14 protein-coding genes and 1 pseudogene are annotated in these 18874 nt (G+C 42.4%); 10 read left to right on the top strand and 5 right to left on the bottom strand.

The window, feature by feature from the left end:
- Positions 1-36: 36 nt before the first annotated feature.
- The gene (locus ACE1SE_RS12100; protein WP_374051108.1) at positions 37-381 is read right to left on the bottom strand and encodes a hypothetical protein; all 345 of its coding nucleotides are present in this window, start codon (positions 379-381) and stop codon (positions 37-39) included.
- A gap of 365 nt (positions 382-746) precedes the next feature.
- On the opposite strand from ACE1SE_RS12100, the pseudogene ACE1SE_RS12095 reads away from it, so the two are divergent.
- A pseudogene (locus ACE1SE_RS12095) lies at positions 747-830 on the top strand (IS6 family transposase); the annotation flags it as partial.
- A gap of 208 nt (positions 831-1038) precedes the next feature.
- Here ACE1SE_RS12095 and ACE1SE_RS12090 read toward each other — a convergent pair.
- Complete coding sequence (locus ACE1SE_RS12090) at positions 1039-1299, bottom strand: YfhL family 4Fe-4S dicluster ferredoxin (RefSeq protein WP_099132125.1); 261 nt, start codon at positions 1297-1299, stop codon at positions 1039-1041.
- 251 nt (positions 1300-1550) lie between these two features.
- Between ACE1SE_RS12090 and ACE1SE_RS12085 the strand changes: the two genes are divergently transcribed.
- The 3 genes from ACE1SE_RS12085 to tadA all read left to right on the top strand — a co-directional run bounded on the left by ACE1SE_RS12085 (position 1551) and on the right by tadA (position 3945).
- Complete coding sequence (locus ACE1SE_RS12085) at positions 1551-2198, top strand: hypothetical protein (protein ID WP_374051107.1); 648 nt, start codon at positions 1551-1553, stop codon at positions 2196-2198.
- 170 nt (positions 2199-2368) lie between these two features.
- Complete coding sequence (locus tag ACE1SE_RS12080) at positions 2369-3190, top strand: DNA-3-methyladenine glycosylase family protein (RefSeq protein WP_374051106.1); 822 nt, start codon at positions 2369-2371, stop codon at positions 3188-3190.
- Between the two features lie 227 nt (positions 3191-3417).
- A complete protein-coding gene (gene tadA, locus ACE1SE_RS12075) occupies positions 3418-3945 on the top strand; it encodes a tRNA adenosine(34) deaminase TadA (RefSeq protein ID WP_374051105.1) in 528 nt (175 codons plus the stop codon).
- A 4-nt stretch (positions 3946-3949) separates the two neighbouring features.
- On the opposite strand, the gene mltF is transcribed toward tadA, so the two are convergent.
- On the bottom strand, positions 3950-5485 hold the full coding sequence (mltF, locus tag ACE1SE_RS12070; protein WP_374051104.1) for a membrane-bound lytic murein transglycosylase MltF: 1536 nt from the start codon (positions 5483-5485) through the stop codon (positions 3950-3952).
- 266 nt (positions 5486-5751) lie between these two features.
- Here mltF and purL point away from each other — a divergent pair, with 266 nt between their 5' ends.
- The 6 genes from purL to glnB all read left to right on the top strand — a co-directional run bounded on the left by purL (position 5752) and on the right by glnB (position 16139).
- Positions 5752-9639 carry a phosphoribosylformylglycinamidine synthase gene (gene purL, locus ACE1SE_RS12065; protein WP_374051103.1) on the top strand — a complete coding sequence of 1296 codons (3888 nt, stop codon included), beginning with the start codon at positions 5752-5754 and terminating at the stop codon, positions 9637-9639.
- Between the two features lie 692 nt (positions 9640-10331).
- Positions 10332-11771, top strand: a complete 1440-nt coding sequence (locus ACE1SE_RS12060) for a sensor histidine kinase (protein ID WP_374051102.1) — start codon at positions 10332-10334, stop codon at positions 11769-11771.
- A gap of 5 nt (positions 11772-11776) precedes the next feature.
- Positions 11777-12649: a two-component system QseEF-associated lipoprotein QseG gene (qseG, locus tag ACE1SE_RS12055; RefSeq protein WP_374051101.1), complete on the top strand. Its 873-nt coding sequence runs from the start codon at positions 11777-11779 to the stop codon at positions 12647-12649.
- 2 nt (positions 12650-12651) lie between these two features.
- A complete protein-coding gene (glrR, locus tag ACE1SE_RS12050) occupies positions 12652-13989 on the top strand; it encodes a two-component system response regulator GlrR (RefSeq protein ID WP_374051100.1) in 1338 nt (445 codons plus the stop codon).
- A gap of 173 nt (positions 13990-14162) precedes the next feature.
- Positions 14163-15785, top strand: a complete 1623-nt coding sequence (locus tag ACE1SE_RS12045; protein WP_374051099.1) for an NAD+ synthase — start codon at positions 14163-14165, stop codon at positions 15783-15785.
- Positions 15786-15800: 15 nt separating this feature from the next.
- A complete protein-coding gene (gene glnB / locus ACE1SE_RS12040; RefSeq protein ID WP_045971762.1) occupies positions 15801-16139 on the top strand; it encodes a nitrogen regulatory protein P-II in 339 nt (112 codons plus the stop codon).
- A gap of 137 nt (positions 16140-16276) precedes the next feature.
- On the opposite strand, the gene loiP is transcribed toward glnB, so the two are convergent.
- Positions 16277-17029, bottom strand: coding sequence for a metalloprotease LoiP (loiP, locus tag ACE1SE_RS12035; RefSeq protein ID WP_374051098.1), 753 nt, complete (start codon positions 17027-17029; stop codon positions 16277-16279).
- A 374-nt stretch (positions 17030-17403) separates the two neighbouring features.
- The gene (gene hmpA, locus ACE1SE_RS12030; protein WP_374053662.1) at positions 17404-18600 is read right to left on the bottom strand and encodes an NO-inducible flavohemoprotein; all 1197 of its coding nucleotides are present in this window, start codon (positions 18598-18600) and stop codon (positions 17404-17406) included.
- Positions 18601-18874 lie beyond the last annotated feature (274 nt).

Genomic DNA, 18874 nt, shown 5'->3' with positions numbered 1-18874 from the left:
GCTTTTAGTTAGTCACAAACTTTATCATATTAAAATTCAATCCACTGGTATTAATTTAATTTGATAGAGACACTCAACAGGACTTCCTGTAGTACAGGGGCGTTTAAGAAATTCTATTTTAAACTCCTTATATAACATAAAAAAATCGTTTAGATCACTTTTGGCGTCACCAGGAATAAGCTCTAGTAGAATTTTAAACTCAAATGGATTTATTATAAATTGTATAAACTCCAAATACAGAAATTCTTGATTATAGGTAAAAAAATTATCGGAAAAAGGTTCTATTACTAGTTTAAACAGCTTATCATCTATATCTCTAATTTTCGCTTTAATTTCAACTTTATATTCAGTTTTATTTGTAAATTTTTTATAGTTCTGCATAGCTATATCCTAAATGAGATTTTTTTAAAAGAATTTAGACCAATAGTGATAATATACTAATGATCTGAACAAACCGAATGTTAGTATCGTATCAATGATAGGTACTATCATCATAGTATAGTCATATTAAATTATATATGGATGGAAAATTCCGCAAAATAACAGGAGAATATTTAATTCATTAAAATTTATTTAATTTTTTTTTAGAAAAAAACACCATTAATTATCATCTTTTTTAATAAAAAAGACGTTATTTTTAAGATCATTCATTAGATGAGTTAATTTTAAATCATATATAGGATCGGGTTCTGTCGCATTAGCGTAACATCAGGCAAGTTCCCTTGTTTTTGAGCGAGTCCAGAATGATATCCCTGATCCGAAACGCATTTAAACGCCTCTATTATTCTGCCGATATCATGGCCCAATGTGTCCGTTGGTATTTGGCCTACATACGAAAAAGGCCAGTACCAGCAAGGGGAAGGTGAATGTTTATCTGCGGCGGAATAATTTTATCGTTTGGAAGTATGAAAAACGACCAATCCAATCCTGCGAGGCGAAGTGAAACCCGTATATACAAGTGGCCGTGGCAGATACGTCGTGAGTATCCAACATTGTTTGTACACCACCAGGAAGGATTCAATGCGAAAAAAGCCAGATTCAGATCTTATCAGCATGATGTAGAAGCACAAACTTATCCCATAGCTGCTCTTCGGTTTCCTGATGGTTAGGATCAAGGATAATAGTGTTCGTGATCGGGCAGACAGATTGGCAAGTTGGTTTTTCGTAATGTCCGATACATTCGGTACAGCGTTCAGGCTCAATTTCGTAGATCTCTGCGCCCATCGTGATGGCCTGATTAGGGCATTCGGGTTCACACATATCACAATTAATGCAGCGCTTGGTAATTAGTAGTGCCATTTCAACCTCTTACATAGATTAAGCCTTTTAATTTCAGGCTTAATCTTCTTCCTGATTTGTTGCTCTAGATCATCTCTTGTTATTTCATACAATATATTTTATAAAAAATGTATCTGACAAAGAAATGATTACAACTAAATGTATTATGCAAAAAAAACTATCTGAGGAAGATGTTAACACATCAGAAAGCAGTTCAGTACATTTATTATAGTATATACTTAAGTATGTTTTAAATTCTTTAGAGTGAAAACATGCTTGAATACATCGTAAAACATGGTAATGATATTGTGAAAATCTTGGGTTTTATCGGGACTTTTGTTGGTATTATTCTGTCCGTATTAAAGAAGCTTTATGCGGATGTTTGTGTGTTTAGAGAGAGAAAGGCAAAAAAGTATATTAAATATCTCAATGAATACAATGTTTATTTAGATGATTTGAGTAAAGACTATATTAAATATGAAATTGCATCTGAGATAATGTTTGATGTTACAAAGGTAAAATCTGATAAATTTAGGAATATATTTATCAAGCTGAAACAAGATGGATTGAGTCCTGAATATATAGATATTCTTAAGAAGTTGAAAACATACCTTGTTTCAAACTCTGGTGTGGTTCAAGTCAATGTCAGTTCTTGCTATTACTTTACTTATTTTTTTGAAAAGATATTTTCAACTTATTTTTTCACTTTAGCATTTGTTGTGCTGGTTGTTTTTTTATTCAAAGTTGATGCCTTGAGTAATACTATCGGAAGTGCTTTAGATTTCTTTTTAGTCATGTTAAGTATGATTTTACTTATGGCAATTGGTATTTATCTATTAATGTTAAGCCCGTCAAAATATCAAATAAGAAAATTAAATGAGGAATTAATTAAATATAAAATCGATGATGTTACTTTATAAATTGTGTTGGTTGAATTGCTATTGTATCTAAACTTAAAGTTTGTTAGATAGTGAGATTAATTCTGTGTGTCTTCTGGAGCTATCCAATGAAATCAAACTGCTTAACGGAAATTATATTACCTAATAATTATCACACGAGAGATTTTTTGGCCTTTCATCAGAGGGATGAAATGGGCGTTTCTGAAATCGTACAACATAATCAAATTAAAAAAGGGATTATTTGGTATGAAAATCCGGCCCTTTTGACCATCACAATGGAAAAGAATAGAGCGAAAATACAGCTTGATATTAATGGTGATAAAGATTGTTCTTCACAACGTGAAGCATTATCGATGCTAGCCTCCCATATGCTTGGTTTGAAACAACCTGTTGATGTATTTGAATCTATCTATCAAGATCATCCCGTTATTGGAGAATTGGTTAACAGGCAAACGGGTTTACGCATTTATCAGTCCGCGACACCTTTTGAAGCGCTTAGTTGGGCAATTATCGGGCAACAAATTAGTTTAAGCGCAGCAATTTCCATTAGGCGGCGTTTTATTCAGGCGGTGGGGCTTCAGCACTCTTCTGGGTTACTGTGTTTTCCGAATTATAAGCAGGTGATGCAATATTCGCAGCATGATCTCTATCAGTGTGGTTTTTCTATGGGTAAAGCCAATGCCTTATTGCATGTTTGTCAACTTATTGACTCTGGGGTATTGGAGCTAAATATTCCACAAGGAGAAAATGGAGTGAAACGGCTGACGGATGGCTTGCTGGCTATCAAGGGCATTGGCATGTGGACAGTTAATTATACCTTGCTACGAGGATTTAGTTACCTGGATGGTTCACTGCATGGCGATGTTGCCGTCAGGCGTAATCTCCAATATTTGCTCGGCCAGGAAAACAAAGTGAGTGCGGGACAGGCAGAAAAATGGCTGGCAGATTTTTCTCCCTGGAAAGCATTGGTGGGCGCGCATTTATGGCAACAGCAATCCAGTAGCGGATATTAATTCCGTTTTGACTTCTTTGTCAGGTGGTTTTCGTAAAACTTTAAGACGGCTGGCAAGATAACATTGAATCAGGATTTCTGACGGTATCAGGCAGAAAAATGGCGAGTGAAAGGGCAGAGCGTATGAAATTGTTCCCTGATGCTTTTCTTGATGAAATTCAGATTGAACCGGTGGATTGCGGTGATTGGGTATAATAGGTCGAATTTTTATAAGTAAGAGAATGGACAGTGACAGAATTATATACAGTGACCGAAAATTTTAGTGATGAATACTGGATGCGTCGGGCAATAGATTTAGCAATGCAGGCACAAGCCAAGGGTGAAATTCCGGTTGGTGCTGTATTGGTAGCAGATAATAAGGTTATTGCTGAGGGGTTTAACCATCCAATCACTGACCATGATCCTACTGCCCATGCAGAAATTATTGCGTTACGGCGGGGCGGGAGACAATTGCAGAATTATCGTTTGTTGAATACGACACTGTATGTCACTTTAGAGCCTTGTGTCATGTGCGCAGGTGCGATGGTACACAGCCGGATACAACGGTTAGTTTATGGTGCCAGCGATATGAAAACGGGAGCGGCGGGATCTTTGATTGATATCTTGCGCCATCCAGGTATGAATCACCAAATTGAAATTACCGGCGGTGTGCTGGCGGAAGAGTGCTCCACTATGCTGAGTGCTTTTTTTAAACAACGCAGGGAGCAGCATAAAGCATTGAAAAAATCGAAAACTCAGCAACAGGAAATGCCATAGTCAGTTATGGTTTAGCGGCTGCTTCAGATTGCGTCGGCGTTTTATTCTCCGACGCTTTTTCGTGAGTCTCAGCATTGTTGCTTGTTATTTTGTTATTTTCCGCTTGGGGAGTGTTGATTATAGTCGTATCCGTTGGTACTTCACTTTCCTCTGTTTTCTCGCGGTTGGCTTTTGCCCTAAGATATCCCTCCAGGCTCAAATAGTAACGCCGGATATTTTCAACATAGCGATAAGCTTCATAGCCACGGGCATAACCATATGTCGTATTAGCGTAGTATTTTTTCTTGCCGAGCAGGGGAAGACGCGTTTTAACATCCAGCCAACTGTCTGGATTCCCTTTTTGCGTAGCGGTTAATTTACGGGCATCAAGAAGGTGCCCATATCCCATATTGTAAGCTGCAAGGGCAAACCAAATGCGCTCATCTTCAGGAATGGTTTTTGGCAAACGCTCCATCAGGTAGTTCAGATAAGCCATTCCTCCTTTAACACTCTCTTCTGGATCCAGCCGATCGTGAATCCCAGCCCATTCTGCTGTCGGGCGAGTGAGCATCATCAAACCACGCACGCCAGTGGGTGAAGTGGCTTGCGGATCCCAATGTGATTCTTGCCATGCAATGGCCGCCACTAATTGCCAATCAAGTGATCCTGCGTATTGTTGAAAAATTGGCTGATAGGTTGGTAAAAGCTTATTGATGGCACGAATAAAGGAAATCGTATCGAAGTAATCGAATGAACCGATATGGCTGAAATATTTTTCTTGTAGTCGCGACATAATACCGTTTTCAGTCAACATACTGAAAAAATCGAGCATAGCGGAGTAGAGACTATAGTCACTATTGCGCTTTAAATACCAGGTCAGGGGATTCTCTTCACTGACATCAAACGCAACTGCCAAATTGGGATGAATACGCTGTTGCAAAGCTAAACTGAGGGAGTCACTGATGGTATAGTCGATTTTTCCCTCGGAGAGTTGTTCGAGCAATTGCTGCGTATTTTCGTGTGGTGTTTCTGCCCAACTTAACTCAGGATAAGACTTTTCTTTCCATTTTTTCAGTTCGCTTACATGGGCTGAGCCTGCCGTGACGATGAGTTTACCTTTTAGATCGCCAAACGAATGTGGACGTGCCTCCCCCTTGCGATAAACCAGTTGTTGTATAACTGAAGCGTAGGCAGGGCCAGTACGTGTTTGGTTCAGCCTATCTTTATTGTAGATAAGCCCAGCAGCCAGGAAATCGGCTTTATCGTTTTCCAGGTCGTCAAAAAGTTGCTTAATGTTGGGACGAAACTTAATCACAAGTTTAACTCCCAGATAATCGGCAAACCGCTTAATTAACTCATAGTCGAATCCTGTTGGTTCATTTTTGCTGTTAAGAGAGATCAGAGGAGAGCTGATGGTACTAACCCGTAGCTCTCCTCGTGCCAGAATTTTGTTTATCTGCTCCTGCTGTTTATTGGGCCAGTTGATATTAAGGCCGATGATGGCAGCAGAGAGGAGCGCGATAATTACGATAACAAAATAATTTATCTTTATGTTATTCAAATGGTTATCTCTTTTCCGAACGATTGAAAACCGTGTGAAGTGCAAGATAATAGCATGGTTAAATTTCCAGTAATCGAGAATTTTGCGCAACAAAAGGGGGATGTGCAACCCTATTAAACCCATTTTGGCAATTTATTGAATGTCTTGCAGGGTGGATAAATAACCACGCAAACGGTTTCGTCAGAGGAAACATTCCTCTATAATGCTTGCAGTTTCCCCTGAGGCATCAGTCAGGCTTTGCTTCTAAGATGAGAGAACCTAATATTATGGAAATTCTGCGTGGCTCACCCGCTTTATCGGCATTTCGTATCACTAAGCTCCTTTCCCAGTGTCAAGATCAACATCTCCCTGTTACCGACATTTATGCAGAATATGTGCATTTTGCGGAAGTTAGTGCCCCAATCACGAAAGATGAACGAGAGAAATTAAATAAGCTATTAAAATATGGCCCCTCTTTGGCCGAACTTGAGCCTAAAGGACAACTCATATTAGTCACACCTCGTCCAGGCACGATATCTCCTTGGTCATCGAAAGCGACAGACATTGTCCATAATTGCGGACTGAACCAGATTGTCCGTTTAGAAAGGGGGATTGCCTATTATATTCAGGCTATTGGCATGGATGACGGGCACTGGCAAACGTTGTCAGCATTATTGCATGATCGCATGATGGAAAGTGTGTTCACTCAGTTTGAACAAGCCGAAGCCCTGTTTTCTCATCAGCAACCTGCGCCGTTAAAACAGATTGATATTTTGCAATCGGGGCGGGCAGCACTGGAATCGGCAAATATTGAATTAGGGCTGGCTCTGGCTACCGATGAAATTGATTATTTGATGAGCGCTTTTCAGGCGTTGGGACGCAATCCAACAGATGTTGAGTTGTATATGTTTGCACAGGCAAATTCTGAGCATTGTCGCCACAAAATATTCAATGCAGATTGGGTTATTGATGGTCAAACCCAACCCAAGTCTTTGTTCAAAATGATTAAAAACACGTTTGAACAGACGCCGGATTACGTGCTTTCTGCTTATAAAGATAACGCGGCAGTTATGGAGGGTTCTCATGTTGGCCGCTTTTTCCCTGACTCTGCAACCGGTGTTTATGACTACCATCAAGAGCCTGCTCATATTTTAATGAAAGTGGAAACTCATAACCATCCAACCGCAATTTCGCCCTGGCCTGGTGCAGCAACGGGGTCAGGTGGCGAAATTCGTGATGAAGGTGCAACCGGACGGGGAGCTAAACCGAAAGCTGGACTGGTCGGTTTTTCGGTTTCAAACCTGAAAATTCCCGGGTTTGAACAGCCGTGGGAAGAGGATTTTGGTAAACCTGATCGCATTGTCAGTGCATTAGACATCATGCTGGAAGGTCCATTAGGCGGTGCAGCGTTTAATAATGAATTTGGGCGACCGGCATTGCTGGGGTATTTCAGAACCTATGAAGAAAAAGTCTCTTCCCATAACGGTACAGAATTGCGTGGTTACCATAAGCCCATCATGCTGGCAGGCGGGATCGGCAATATCCGTGAAGAACATGTCCAGAAAGGGGATATTTCGGTCGGCGCAAAGTTGATTGTGCTGGGTGGGCCAAGCATGAACATCGGTTTGGGAGGTGGTGCGGCATCTTCAATGACATCGGGTCAATCTGATGCTGACCTGGATTTTGCCTCTGTGCAGCGTGACAATGCGGAGATGGAGCGTCGTTGTCAGGAAGTTATCGACAGTTGCTGGCAATTGGGGGATAAAAATCCGATTTTATTTATCCATGATGTCGGAGCGGGTGGTTTGTCAAATGCCATGCCTGAATTGGTCAGTGATGGCGGTCGAGGCGGGCGTTTTGAGTTACGCAATATTCTTAATGATGAACCTGGCATGAGTCCATTGCAGTTATGGTGCAATGAATCCCAGGAACGTTACGTTTTGGCGGTAGCGCCAGAGCAGTTAGCCCTGTTCGAAGAAATATGCCGTCGTGAACGTGCTCCTTATGCTGTGGTTGGGGAAGCAACGGAAGAACGGCACTTGCTGCTGAATGACACCCATTTTGATAATCAGCCAATCGATATGCCGCTGGATGTCTTACTCGGCAAGACGCCAAAAATGCTAAAAAATGTGCAGGTTTTGCAAGCTCAAGGGCAAAGTTTGGATCGCAAGGGCATTGAGCTGGCAGAAGCGGTAAAACGTGTCTTGCATTTGCCTGCCGTGGCAGAAAAAACATTCCTGATTACGATTGGAGATCGCTCCATAACCGGTATGGTTGCCCGTGACCAAATGGTTGGCCCTTGGCAAATTCCAGTCGCAGATTGTGCTGTGACTACTGCCAGTTTGGACAGCTATTATGGCGAAGCCATGTCAATGGGTGAGCGAGCGCCGATTGCATTATTGGATTTTGCGGCATCGGCGCGTATGGCGGTGGGTGAAGCGCTGACCAATATTGCCTCCGCCTATGTCCAGGATCTGAAACGCGTGAAGTTATCAGCTAACTGGATGTCGGCATCAGGCCATGCCGGTGAAGATGCAGGTTTGTATGCCGCAGTTAAGGCTGTGGGTGAGGAGTTGTGCCCGGCATTGGGATTGACCATTCCAGTTGGTAAGGACTCGATGTCGATGAAAACCCGCTGGCGTCAAAATGGGGAAGTGCGTGAAATGACTTCACCACTTTCACTGGCTATCAGTGCGTTTGCTCGGGTAGAAGATGTACGCTGTACTGTGACACCAGAGTTATCTACTGAAGATGACAATGCGTTGCTGCTGATCGATCTGGGTAAAGGGCAAAATGCGCTGGGTGGAACAGCATTGGCTCAAGTTTATCGCCAACTTGGGGATAAAACCGCCGATGTTCGCAGCGTTGGGCAATTAGCGGGTTTCTTTAATGCGATCCAGCACTTGATTTCAGAACAAAAATTGCTGGCTTACCATGACCGTTCAGACGGCGGGCTATTGGTGACATTAGCTGAAATGGCTTTTGCCGGCCATTGTGGCTTGTATGCTGATATCAGTGCATTTGATGAAGATATCCTGGCCGCATTATTTAATGAAGAACTGGGTGCGGTAATTCAAATTCGTGAGACTGACAGAGAACAAATTGAAAATCTGTTGGCAGATTATGGATTAAATGAATGTGTGCACTATCTGGGTAAAGCCCAGGCGGGCGATGATTTTGTGATTTCCAGTGGCAATATGGAAGTTTATCGTCAGAAGCGCAGCACATTGCGCTTATGGTGGGCAAAAACAACGTGGCAAATGCAGCGTCTGCGTGATAATCCTGAGTGCGCAGATCAAGAACATCAGGCAAAACAGGATGTGAATGATCCTGGCTTGAATGTGAAATTAACTTTCGACCCTGCGGAAGATATTGCTGCTTGCTATATTGCAAAACAAGTGCGTCCGCGCGTTGCTGTATTGCGTGAACAGGGAGTTAACTCTCATGTTGAGATGGCGGCGGCATTCCACCGGGCAGGCTTTGAGGCGGTAGATGTTCATATGAGTGACTTATTGGAGGGGCGGATCACATTAGATCAATTCCAAACATTGGTTGCTTGTGGTGGCTTCTCCTATGGGGATGTGCTTGGCGCGGGCGAAGGTTGGGCGAAATCCATTCTGTTTAATTCCCGGGTACGTGATGATTTTGCGAGTTTCTTCGCAAGGCCGGATACCTTAACACTCGGTGTGTGTAATGGTTGTCAGATGATATCTAACCTGCATGAGTTGATTCCGGGTACAGAACACTGGCCGCGTTTTGTCCGTAACCGGTCAGAACGCTATGAAGCCCGTTTTAGCTTAGTGGAAGTGGCAAACAGCCCTTCACTGTTCCTGAAAGATATGGCGGGTTCTCGTTTACCGATCGCAGTAGCTCATGGTGAAGGACAGGTAGAGTTTAGAAACAACCTGAGTTTGATGGAGCTTGAAAAAAATCAGCAGGTTGCATTGCGTTTTGTGGATAACTACGGTTCAGTGACAGAAAACTATCCAGCGAATCCAAATGGTTCTGTGAACGGTATTACTTCTGTGACCAGCCTTGACGGAAGAGTCACGGTAATGATGCCTCATCCTGAAAGGGTATTCCGCACTGTTAGCAACTCTTGGCATCCAAAAGAATGGGGAGAAGATAGCCCGTGGATGCGTATTTTCCGTAATGCACGCAAACAGTTAGGTTAATAGAAAAGGCCCTGAAAATGCATCAGGGCCTTTATTTTTTATCTGACGTTTTGGTGTTATTCATCCTTTCTTCTGGCTGTGTCTCCATATTGCGACAATGTTGCTCTACGATGTCTCAAAAGAGAGACACTTAATTATTTGATATAATTTGGAAAATATTTTCTGATAGCAATGTGTCATAAATAAGCGACACTAATACATATCAAATATGAAGAAATACCGATAAGAAAATGCAGTAAATATATATTTTTATTTATTTTCAATTATATCAGTTGGTTAAATACAACTTTTCAAGTTGGCACGTAATGTGCATAATATAAAGAAGTTGCTCATTCATCTTTTTATGTCGGCCCGCAATGAGGTGGGAACAACCACATAAAGCCCAGAATGACGCCAAAGTAAGGTGCCTACCGTCCAACTTAATGATATTCGCTTTCGGGCTTTATCAAACACAGGGCGACACGTGGAGTGAGGCACCACCTGCATGTTCATTGAATAGCATGAAGGCTCCTCACTGGCGGGATGGTAAAAAAGTTACTGTCCCGCCATCATTTTTGTAGGTTATTCCTGCCCGCCGTGTTTATGTATGCATTCGCATATTTCAATTATCCGCTGTTTTCAACTATTATTCTGACCATTTTCAATAAGAAGATAAAAGTAACTGTAGCATCAATGTAATTACAGGTTATGAGATGATTTCTTTGAAAAAATGGCGTTTATTTCCACGCTCATTGCGGCAATTGGTTGTCATGGCTTTCTGGTTGGTATTATTGCCACTATTAGTTTTGGCTTATCAGGCTTATCAAAGTCTTGATCAGCTTAGTACCCAGGCTGCTGAGATTAATCGTTCAACGCTGGTGGATGCCCGCCGTAGCGAGGCGATGGTTGGAGTTGCCCTTGAGATGGAACGTAGTTACCGCCAATACTGCGTATTGGGCGATAGTCGGCTAGAAAAGCTTTATCAACGCCAGTATCGGCAGTACATGAATATGCTTGGTAATCAGATGGCGATGTTAGCTAATGCAGAATATACTAAAAAATTCAATGAATTACTGTCTGGTTTGAGCAAAATTTCTTGTAGTAATGGAGCGCCAGAAGCAGCTTCATCTAAATTACTTGAAGAATTCTCCAGGGCGAATAATCTTTTGGTGCAGGAAACCCGTAATATTATTTTCAGTCGTGGTGAACAACTGCAAAAAGATATCGCTGATAAAGGACAATTTTTTGGTTGGCAAAGCCTCATTTTATTCTTGTTAAGTGCCTTCTTGATAGCCTTGTTTACGCGTATGATCATTGGGCCAGTAAAAGGCATTGAGCGAATGATCAATCGGCTTGGAGAAGGGCAATCACTGGAAAATCAGATTGATTCCTTTAAAGGACCACGGGAATTACGATCATTGGCTCAACGCATTATTTGGCTGAGTGAACGTTTATCTTGGCTGGAGTCTCAGCGCCATGAGTTCTTACGCCATATTTCCCATGAACTGAAAACCCCTTTGGCAAGTATGCGTGAAGGAACGGAGCTACTGGCTGACGAAATTGCAGGGCCTCTGACAGCAGACCAAAGAGAGGTTGTCAGTATTTTGGACAGTAGCAGCAGGCACTTACAGCAGCTTATTGAGCAATTACTGGAATATAACCGTAAATTAGCGGATGGCGCTGCCGAACATCAGATTGTTTCTTTAAAAGAAATTGTGGATGGTGTCGTGTTATCACACCAATTGCCGGCACGGACAAAAAATATTTATACAGAAATTCAACTGGATATGGATTATTGTTGGGCGGAGCCTGGTTTATTGACACGGGTGATTGATAATCTCTATTCCAATGCAGTGCACTATGGCGCTGAATCCGGTAACATTTGGATTTCTGGTCGGCAAGTGGGAAAAAACCTTCAGATTGACATTGCCAATACAGGAACGCCTATCCCAGAGTTAGAGAAAAGTATGATCTTCGAGCCATTTTACCAAGGAAAACTACAACGAAAAGGGGCAGTTAAAGGAAGCGGTCTTGGTTTGAGCATCGCGCAAGATTGCATTAAACAAATGCAGGGGGAGCTTTGCCTGGTAGAATCCGAATTTGCTGATGTATGTTTTCGAATTGAACTGCCATTAACCGCAGAGAATGACTGAATAATATGTATAACAGGTTTACTTACCGCTTTATGACGGAGACGGGACAGCAAAATATTGTGATTGAGCCAATGAAAAAAAGGGCTGTTAGGCCATCTGCCTTGGCACGTGCTTCGACTCTGCGCTTGCGGGCCATCTTGCTATTGTTTGTTCCCTATTTGCTGGCAGGATGCGTTAAAACGAATGGATCAGATAATTTGACAACTCTGGCGCAGTCTATCTTGCCAGAACAGAAGGTGACGGATTATCGTCTTAAGGATTGTGATTCAATATGGGATATCACGAAACCAACCGCGATGGAAAATGGGCTTTATTGGTTGAGAGTTATCGATTGTACGGATCGGTTGTCTTCGGCAGAAGCTCGTGAGACGGCGAAACGTTTTGCCCCTGAGACTCCGACTGCTTGGCATCAAGTGCTTAAGCAAAGTATTTTAATTGGCAGGGCGACTTCTGTATTAGCTGAACGCAGGAAAATGGTGGAAAACTTTAATCGATATAGTGCCCAATTTCCTGTCGCTTTACGGCCATTACTCCAATTGTGGCGTGAGCAGCAATATCTGAAAATTAATCTTGCTGAAGAAAGGGCCAAATTCCAGCGCTTCCAGTTTGACAGTGATAATAAAATTGATCGTCTGAAAGAAATACGGGGACGTTTAGAATATGAGCTTCATTCAATGTCCCGCAAACTAGAAAATCTGACCGATATTGAACGCCAACTTTCCTCTCGTAAACAAGAACAAAGTAGTGTTGCTACTCCTAATGCGCACTCTTCATCGGATAATAAAGCAGAACCGAAAGACAAATCCGCAAAAGACACAGATACTAAAGCGGAAGCCAATCCTTCAGAAGAAAAATCAGAAGAAAAAGGAGCTGAATAATAATGACAGTACGCAATTCCGCCCATCTTCTTTTAGTTGATGATGATCCTGGCTTGCTAAAACTATTGGGAATGCGTTTGACCAGTGAAGGCTTTCGTGTCACGACCGCAGAGAGTGGGCATGAAGCGTTACGCATACTGGCGAGAGAAAAAGTAGATTTAGTGATCAGTGACTTACGCATGGATGAAATGGATGGTATGGCATTGTTTGCCGAAATTCAGAAACAGTATCCCGGTATGCCTGTTATTATTCTGACTGCGCATGGCTCTATTCCTGATGCAGTGGCAGCAACGCAACAAGGCGTATTTAGTTTCTTGACCAAACCTGTTGATCGTGACGCACTTTATAAAGCGATTGATGATGCGCTGGAACTATCAACGCCAGCCATCGATGGACAGTGGAGCGAGAAAATCGTCACCCGCAGCCCTTTAATGTTGCGTTTACTGGAACAGGCAAAGATGGTGGCTCAATCCGATGTGAGTGTTCTGATTAACGGGCAAAGTGGAACCGGTAAAGAGGTATTGGCTCAGGCTATTCATCGGGCAAGTCCCAGAGCGAAGAAGCCTTTTATTGCCATTAACTGTGGTGCCTTACCTGAGCAATTACTTGAATCTGAATTATTTGGTCATGCTAAAGGCGCGTTTACGGGCGCCGTCAGCAGTCGGGAAGGGCTATTTTTAGCGGCGCAAGGAGGAACATTATTCCTTGATGAGATTGGCGATATGCCGATGGCGTTGCAAGTTAAGCTTTTGCGAGTGCTACAGGAACGCAAGATTCGCCCATTGGGGAGTAATCGGGATATCGACATTGATGTCAGAATTATTTCAGCCACTCACCGTGACCTGCCTAAGGCCATGCAGCGTAATGAGTTTCGAGAAGATCTCTACTATCGATTGAACGTTGTTAACTTGAAAATTCCTGCCTTGAACGAACGTGCAGAAGATATTCCTCTATTGGCTAATCATCTGTTACGTGACGCAGCCAAACGTCATAAGCCTTTTGTTCGCAGTTTTTCCACCACGGCCATGAAATGTCTGATGGCAGCAAGTTGGCCGGGCAATGTTCGTCAATTGGTTAATGTCATCGAACAGTGTGTGGCATTGACGATGGCGCCGGTCATTAGTGATGCTCTGGTTGCTCAGGCATTGGAAGGAGAAAATACGGCATTGCCGACATTCGTGGAAGCTCGTGGGCAGTTTGAATTGAATTACCTGCGTAAATTGTTGCAGATAACCAAAGGTAATGTGACCCATGCTGCCCGCATGGCTGGGCGTAACCGGACAGAATTTTATAAATTGCTGGCACGCCACGAGCTGGATGCTAACGATTTTAAGGAATAACTTTTCTGCTATCCCAGAAATTCTTACACTAAGTAGAAATTATATACCCCGCTAAGTTTCAGATTGCTAGATACAGGCAACTTAAAAAACACAGGGTATAGAGATTGAATTGCTTTGCTGCTGAAATCCAGTAAGGCAGATAGATGATTTATGGCCCAGGAGAGCCGCATTCTATGAGTCGTACTCTTAATATTGCTCTTGCCCAGTTAAATTGGTTGGTAGGAGACATTGAAGGCAACAGCGAACGTATGTTGCAGACAGTTCGGGAGCAGCAGGCAAAAGGCGCTGATCTGGTTATGTTTTCTGAGCTGGCGCTGTCTGGCTATTTTCCTGAGGATTTGTTGTTCCGCCCTGATTTACATCAGCGTTGTTGTGAACAATTGGTACGTTTGCAACAAGCAAGCGCTCAGGTTGGTATTTTGGTAGGACATCCGTGGCAACAGGATGGCAAACTTTACAACGCACTTTCCCTGTTTTGGCAAGGGGAAACTGTGGCACGTTACTTCAAACAGCTACTGCCAAATTATGGCGTTTTTGATGAAGAGCGTTATTTCAAAGCGGGGGATCAAAACTGCGTTATACCCTTCAAGGGTTATAATCTCGGTTTATTGATTTGTGAAGATTTGTGGTTTGATGCCCCAATTGATGCCCTGAAACAGGCTGGTGCAGAAATCATCTTGTCGATTAATGCCTCTCCTTTTAATCGTGAAAAACCGAATATTCGTAGTACATTAATTAAGTCCCACTGCCAGCGTACTCATTTGCCAATTATCTATCTTAATCAGGTGGGGGGACAAGATCAGCTTATCTTTGATGGCTGTTCTAAGGTCTTTGATGCCAATGGTGAAATAACCCATCGCATGGCAGCATTTGAAGAACAGGTTGAGCAATGTTGTTTCAATGAGATGGACATTGAACCAATGGCAAATCCAATCCCTCAATTGCCACCTCTGGCGCAAATTTATAAGGCACTGGTGCTGTCTGTACGTGATTATGTGCAAAAAAACGGTTTTAAAGGCGCTTTACTTGGTTTGTCCGGTGGGATTGATTCCGGGTTGACACTGGCGATTGCTGTGGATGCTCTGGGCAAAGATCATGTGCAGGCAGTCATGATGCCATTTCGCTATACCTCAGAAATGAGTATCCACGATGCCAGAGAACAAGCAGAATTGCTGGGGGTTGAATTTGACGTTGTTTCCATCGAACCCATGTTTGATGCGTTTATGGCACAGCTTGAACCGATGTTCGCGGGAACAGAAAAAGATACGACAGAAGAGAATTTACAGGCACGTTGCCGCGCAGTTATTTTGATGGCAATGTCTAACAAGCGTCGTCGCCTGGTATTGACCACCAGTAACAAAAGTGAATCGGCAGTAGGGTACTCAACCCTGTACGGCGATATGGCTGGTGGCTTTAATGCTTTGAAAGATGTCCCCAAAACGATGGTATTTGCATTGGCTAAATATCGTAATACAGTATCCTCGGCTATTCCTCAGCGTGTAATTGATCGTCCGCCGTCAGCGGAGTTGGCACCAAATCAGTTGGATCAGGACAGCCTTCCTCCCTATGACATTTTGGACGCGATTCTCGAAGGGTATGTTGAAAAAGATAAATCAGTGGCTGATCTGGTATCTGAAGGTTTTGATGAAGCCATTGCGCGCAAGGTGATCCGACTGGTTGACATTAATGAATATAAACGTCGCCAGGCACCTATTGGCCCACGCATTACGCAGCGTGATTTTGGTAAAGATCGGCGTTACCCAATTACTTCCGGTTTCGGACGTAACAATTGGTAATTACAGGAAAACTTCATGAAAAAGATTGATGCAATTATCAAACCTTTCAAGCTGGATGATGTGCGTGAAGCTCTGGCTGAGGTGGGGATCACTGGTATGACCGTGACAGAAGTGAAAGGATTTGGCCGTCAGAAAGGGCATACTGAACTGTATCGTGGCGCTGAATATATGGTGGATTTTCTGCCAAAGGTAAAAATAGAAATTGTCGTACCGGATGATATTGTTGATACCTGCGTCGAAACAATCATGCAGGTTGCACAAACAGGCAAAATTGGCGATGGCAAAATTTTTGTTTTCGATGTTGCCCGTGTTGTGCGCATTCGTACCGGTGAGCAGGACGAAGAAGCGATTTAATCAAGTCACTAAAATCATCTGAAAAAGTGATAACGGGAATATTATCGGTTAGCCCACACCCTAATCGGAAATGATGTGCAGGGATATCCGATTTTCAATCCGTTATCACTTATCTTACTGGTATTGTACAGAACTTATTATTTCTTATCTGCTGCGATACGATCACGAACGTGTTGAGCACGCTCCTGTGAAGGTGGGTGTGAATCAAACATGCTGGTTTCACCACTGCCCAGTTTAGCCAATTTCTCGAAGCTGGTTGCTAAACCTTCAGTTTTGATATTGCGTTTTTTCATCAGATCATAAGAGAAGTCATCAGCCTGACTTTCCTGATGCTGCGAGAATTGTGAGTTGATCAGTTTTTCACCCAGTGCTGCAAGCTGAGAATCGCTCAGTTGCGCGGCTACACCACCAGCTGATGCAGCTGCGGTACGTGCAGCAACGGTAGCATAAGCAATCTGCATTGCTTTACGGGTATGGCCCAGTGCAACGTGACCCATTTCATGGCCCAGAACGCCTTCTACTTCATTGTCGTTCATCATGTCCATCAGGCCGCTGTATACACGCACACAACCGTTAGCCATTGCCCATGCATTCACATCCTTAGTCAGATAAACTTTGTAGTTAACCGATGTACCGTTAACTTCGCTACCTAATGCTTTGGCGATTTTGTTCAGACGCTTAGTGTATTGGCTGGATGCCGGTGCAATTTTATTTTGTGCATCCATATCCTTACATGCTTGGTCAGATAATTGTTTGACATCTGAATCACTTAGTGTTGCCGCCTGGAATAATTGCATTCCAGAATGAGCCAGCATTCCCTGATCAATATTCTTACAACCTGTCAGAATTGCAGCAGAAACAGCTACTGCAACAAGAGCTTTAATTTTCATAAAATTGTTTTTCCTTTGCAATACATGCAACTATAGTTTTTTAGAACGTCAAAAGACTATGAATTTTGCTAAAAATAACAATAGGAATAAACTCTGATATTTATGATTATGTGAATACGGTAACATTTTTAAAAAATAATCAAATCATAAGAAAAATAATTTAGTTTAAATTATTTTAATAAAATAGTTTTTCGTTTATTTAATTGAGAAAGGAAAAAACGGCAAAAATCATCGAAATCACAGAAAATTTCAACTAATTTATCCATAACCTGCCCCTTTTTAGGTCGGTATTTTATTAGTCTAAGATACTGATCTTGGAACAGGTTTTTGGTTTAATTCCTTATTCAGAATTCGGGTGTATTAGGTAAACCGTACTAAATGACTTTATGTGGGCCAAAACATTCATAATGGATATGTTGCTCATCAATGCCCATTGCCAGCAACTGTTTGGCGATATGTTGCATGAAAGCCACTGGTCCACAGAAATAGAATTGCATCCCTTCTACTGTTATTGCTTCCTTCACGAGGGATAGATCCATAAATCCAGTATGTTGGTAATGTATGCCTTTCTGATCTATATCTCTGGGTTCACGATACCAAACTTGTGCATACAAATTAGGCATAGATTGGGAAATTTCATTCACCTCATTTGCAAAAGCATGATGGCCGCCATGCTCTGCGGCGTGGAACCAATTTACTGAGCCAGTATGACGTTGGTTATGCAGGGATTGCAGCATACTCATCATCGGTGTCAAACCAACTCCGGCAGAAATCAGCGTAACTGGCGTATCAGGTTGCACATCAAGGAAGAAATCACCGTGTGGTGCTGCCAGCATCACAATATCTCCTTCCTGTACCTTATCGTGCAGGTGGTTTGAAATTTTGCCCTGAGGTTCACGCTTGACGGCAATTTGGTAACTGGTTCCGTTTGGTGCGGCGGTCAGCGAATATTGGCGGATTTCACGGTTTTCAAGTGTTGGATCTGCTATATAGATCGCCAAATATTGCCCTGGTTTGTAATCCATGACCTTGCCACCATCAACAGGCACAAACTCAAAGCTAGTGATGACATCGCTTTGTGGTTGTTTTCGGCTAACACGAAACTGACGTAGATCACGCCAACCTCCTGCTAGGGACTCACCATTTTGATAAATTTCCTCTTCTCGATTGATAAAGACATTTGCCAATACGTTATAGGCTTTTCCCCAGGCGTTGAGAACTTCGTCACCAGGTTGAAACATTTCATCAATCGTCGCCAGCAGGTGCTTACCTACAATTTGATAATGCTCCGGTTGAATGTTGAGGCTGGCGTGTTTATGGGCGATTTTTTCTACGGCAGGTAAGAGCGCTGACAGATTATCGATATTGCCAGCATAAGCGCAAAGGGCATTGAAAAGCGCTTCACGCTGATCACCGTTGATCTGGTGACTCATATTAAAAATATCTTTTAATTCAGGATTATGCTTGAACATACGTTCGTAAAAATGCGCAGTTAGTTTAGGGCCTGTAGAAACAATTAATGGAATGGTCGATTTTATGGTTGCGATAACCTGACTATCTAGCATGGGGATCTCCTGAATTTTTCTCACATAATGTTGAAATTTATAAGTTGCATTTTAAATGCAACTTATTGGGTTTGGGAATATATCAAATTGAAAAAAGATAATTATCTTTCCTTAAATCAAAAAAATAGAATTTTAATCAATATGAATAGTGAGCAATATCACAAGTATCAGTAATAAATCCGTAATCATTAACGAAACAGTAGGTTATTGAGCTTCTGATGGGCTACCAATGCATCATGCAAACGTTTGCGTAATTTATTTTGTCAAGACTATCTCATTC

This window comes from Xenorhabdus taiwanensis, from assembly GCF_036512875.1.
In the GTDB taxonomy this organism is placed as follows: domain Bacteria; phylum Pseudomonadota; class Gammaproteobacteria; order Enterobacterales; family Enterobacteriaceae; genus Xenorhabdus; species Xenorhabdus taiwanensis.
The sequence above is the reverse complement of the archived record's forward strand: the minus strand, read 5'-3'. Positions and strand labels throughout refer to the sequence as shown.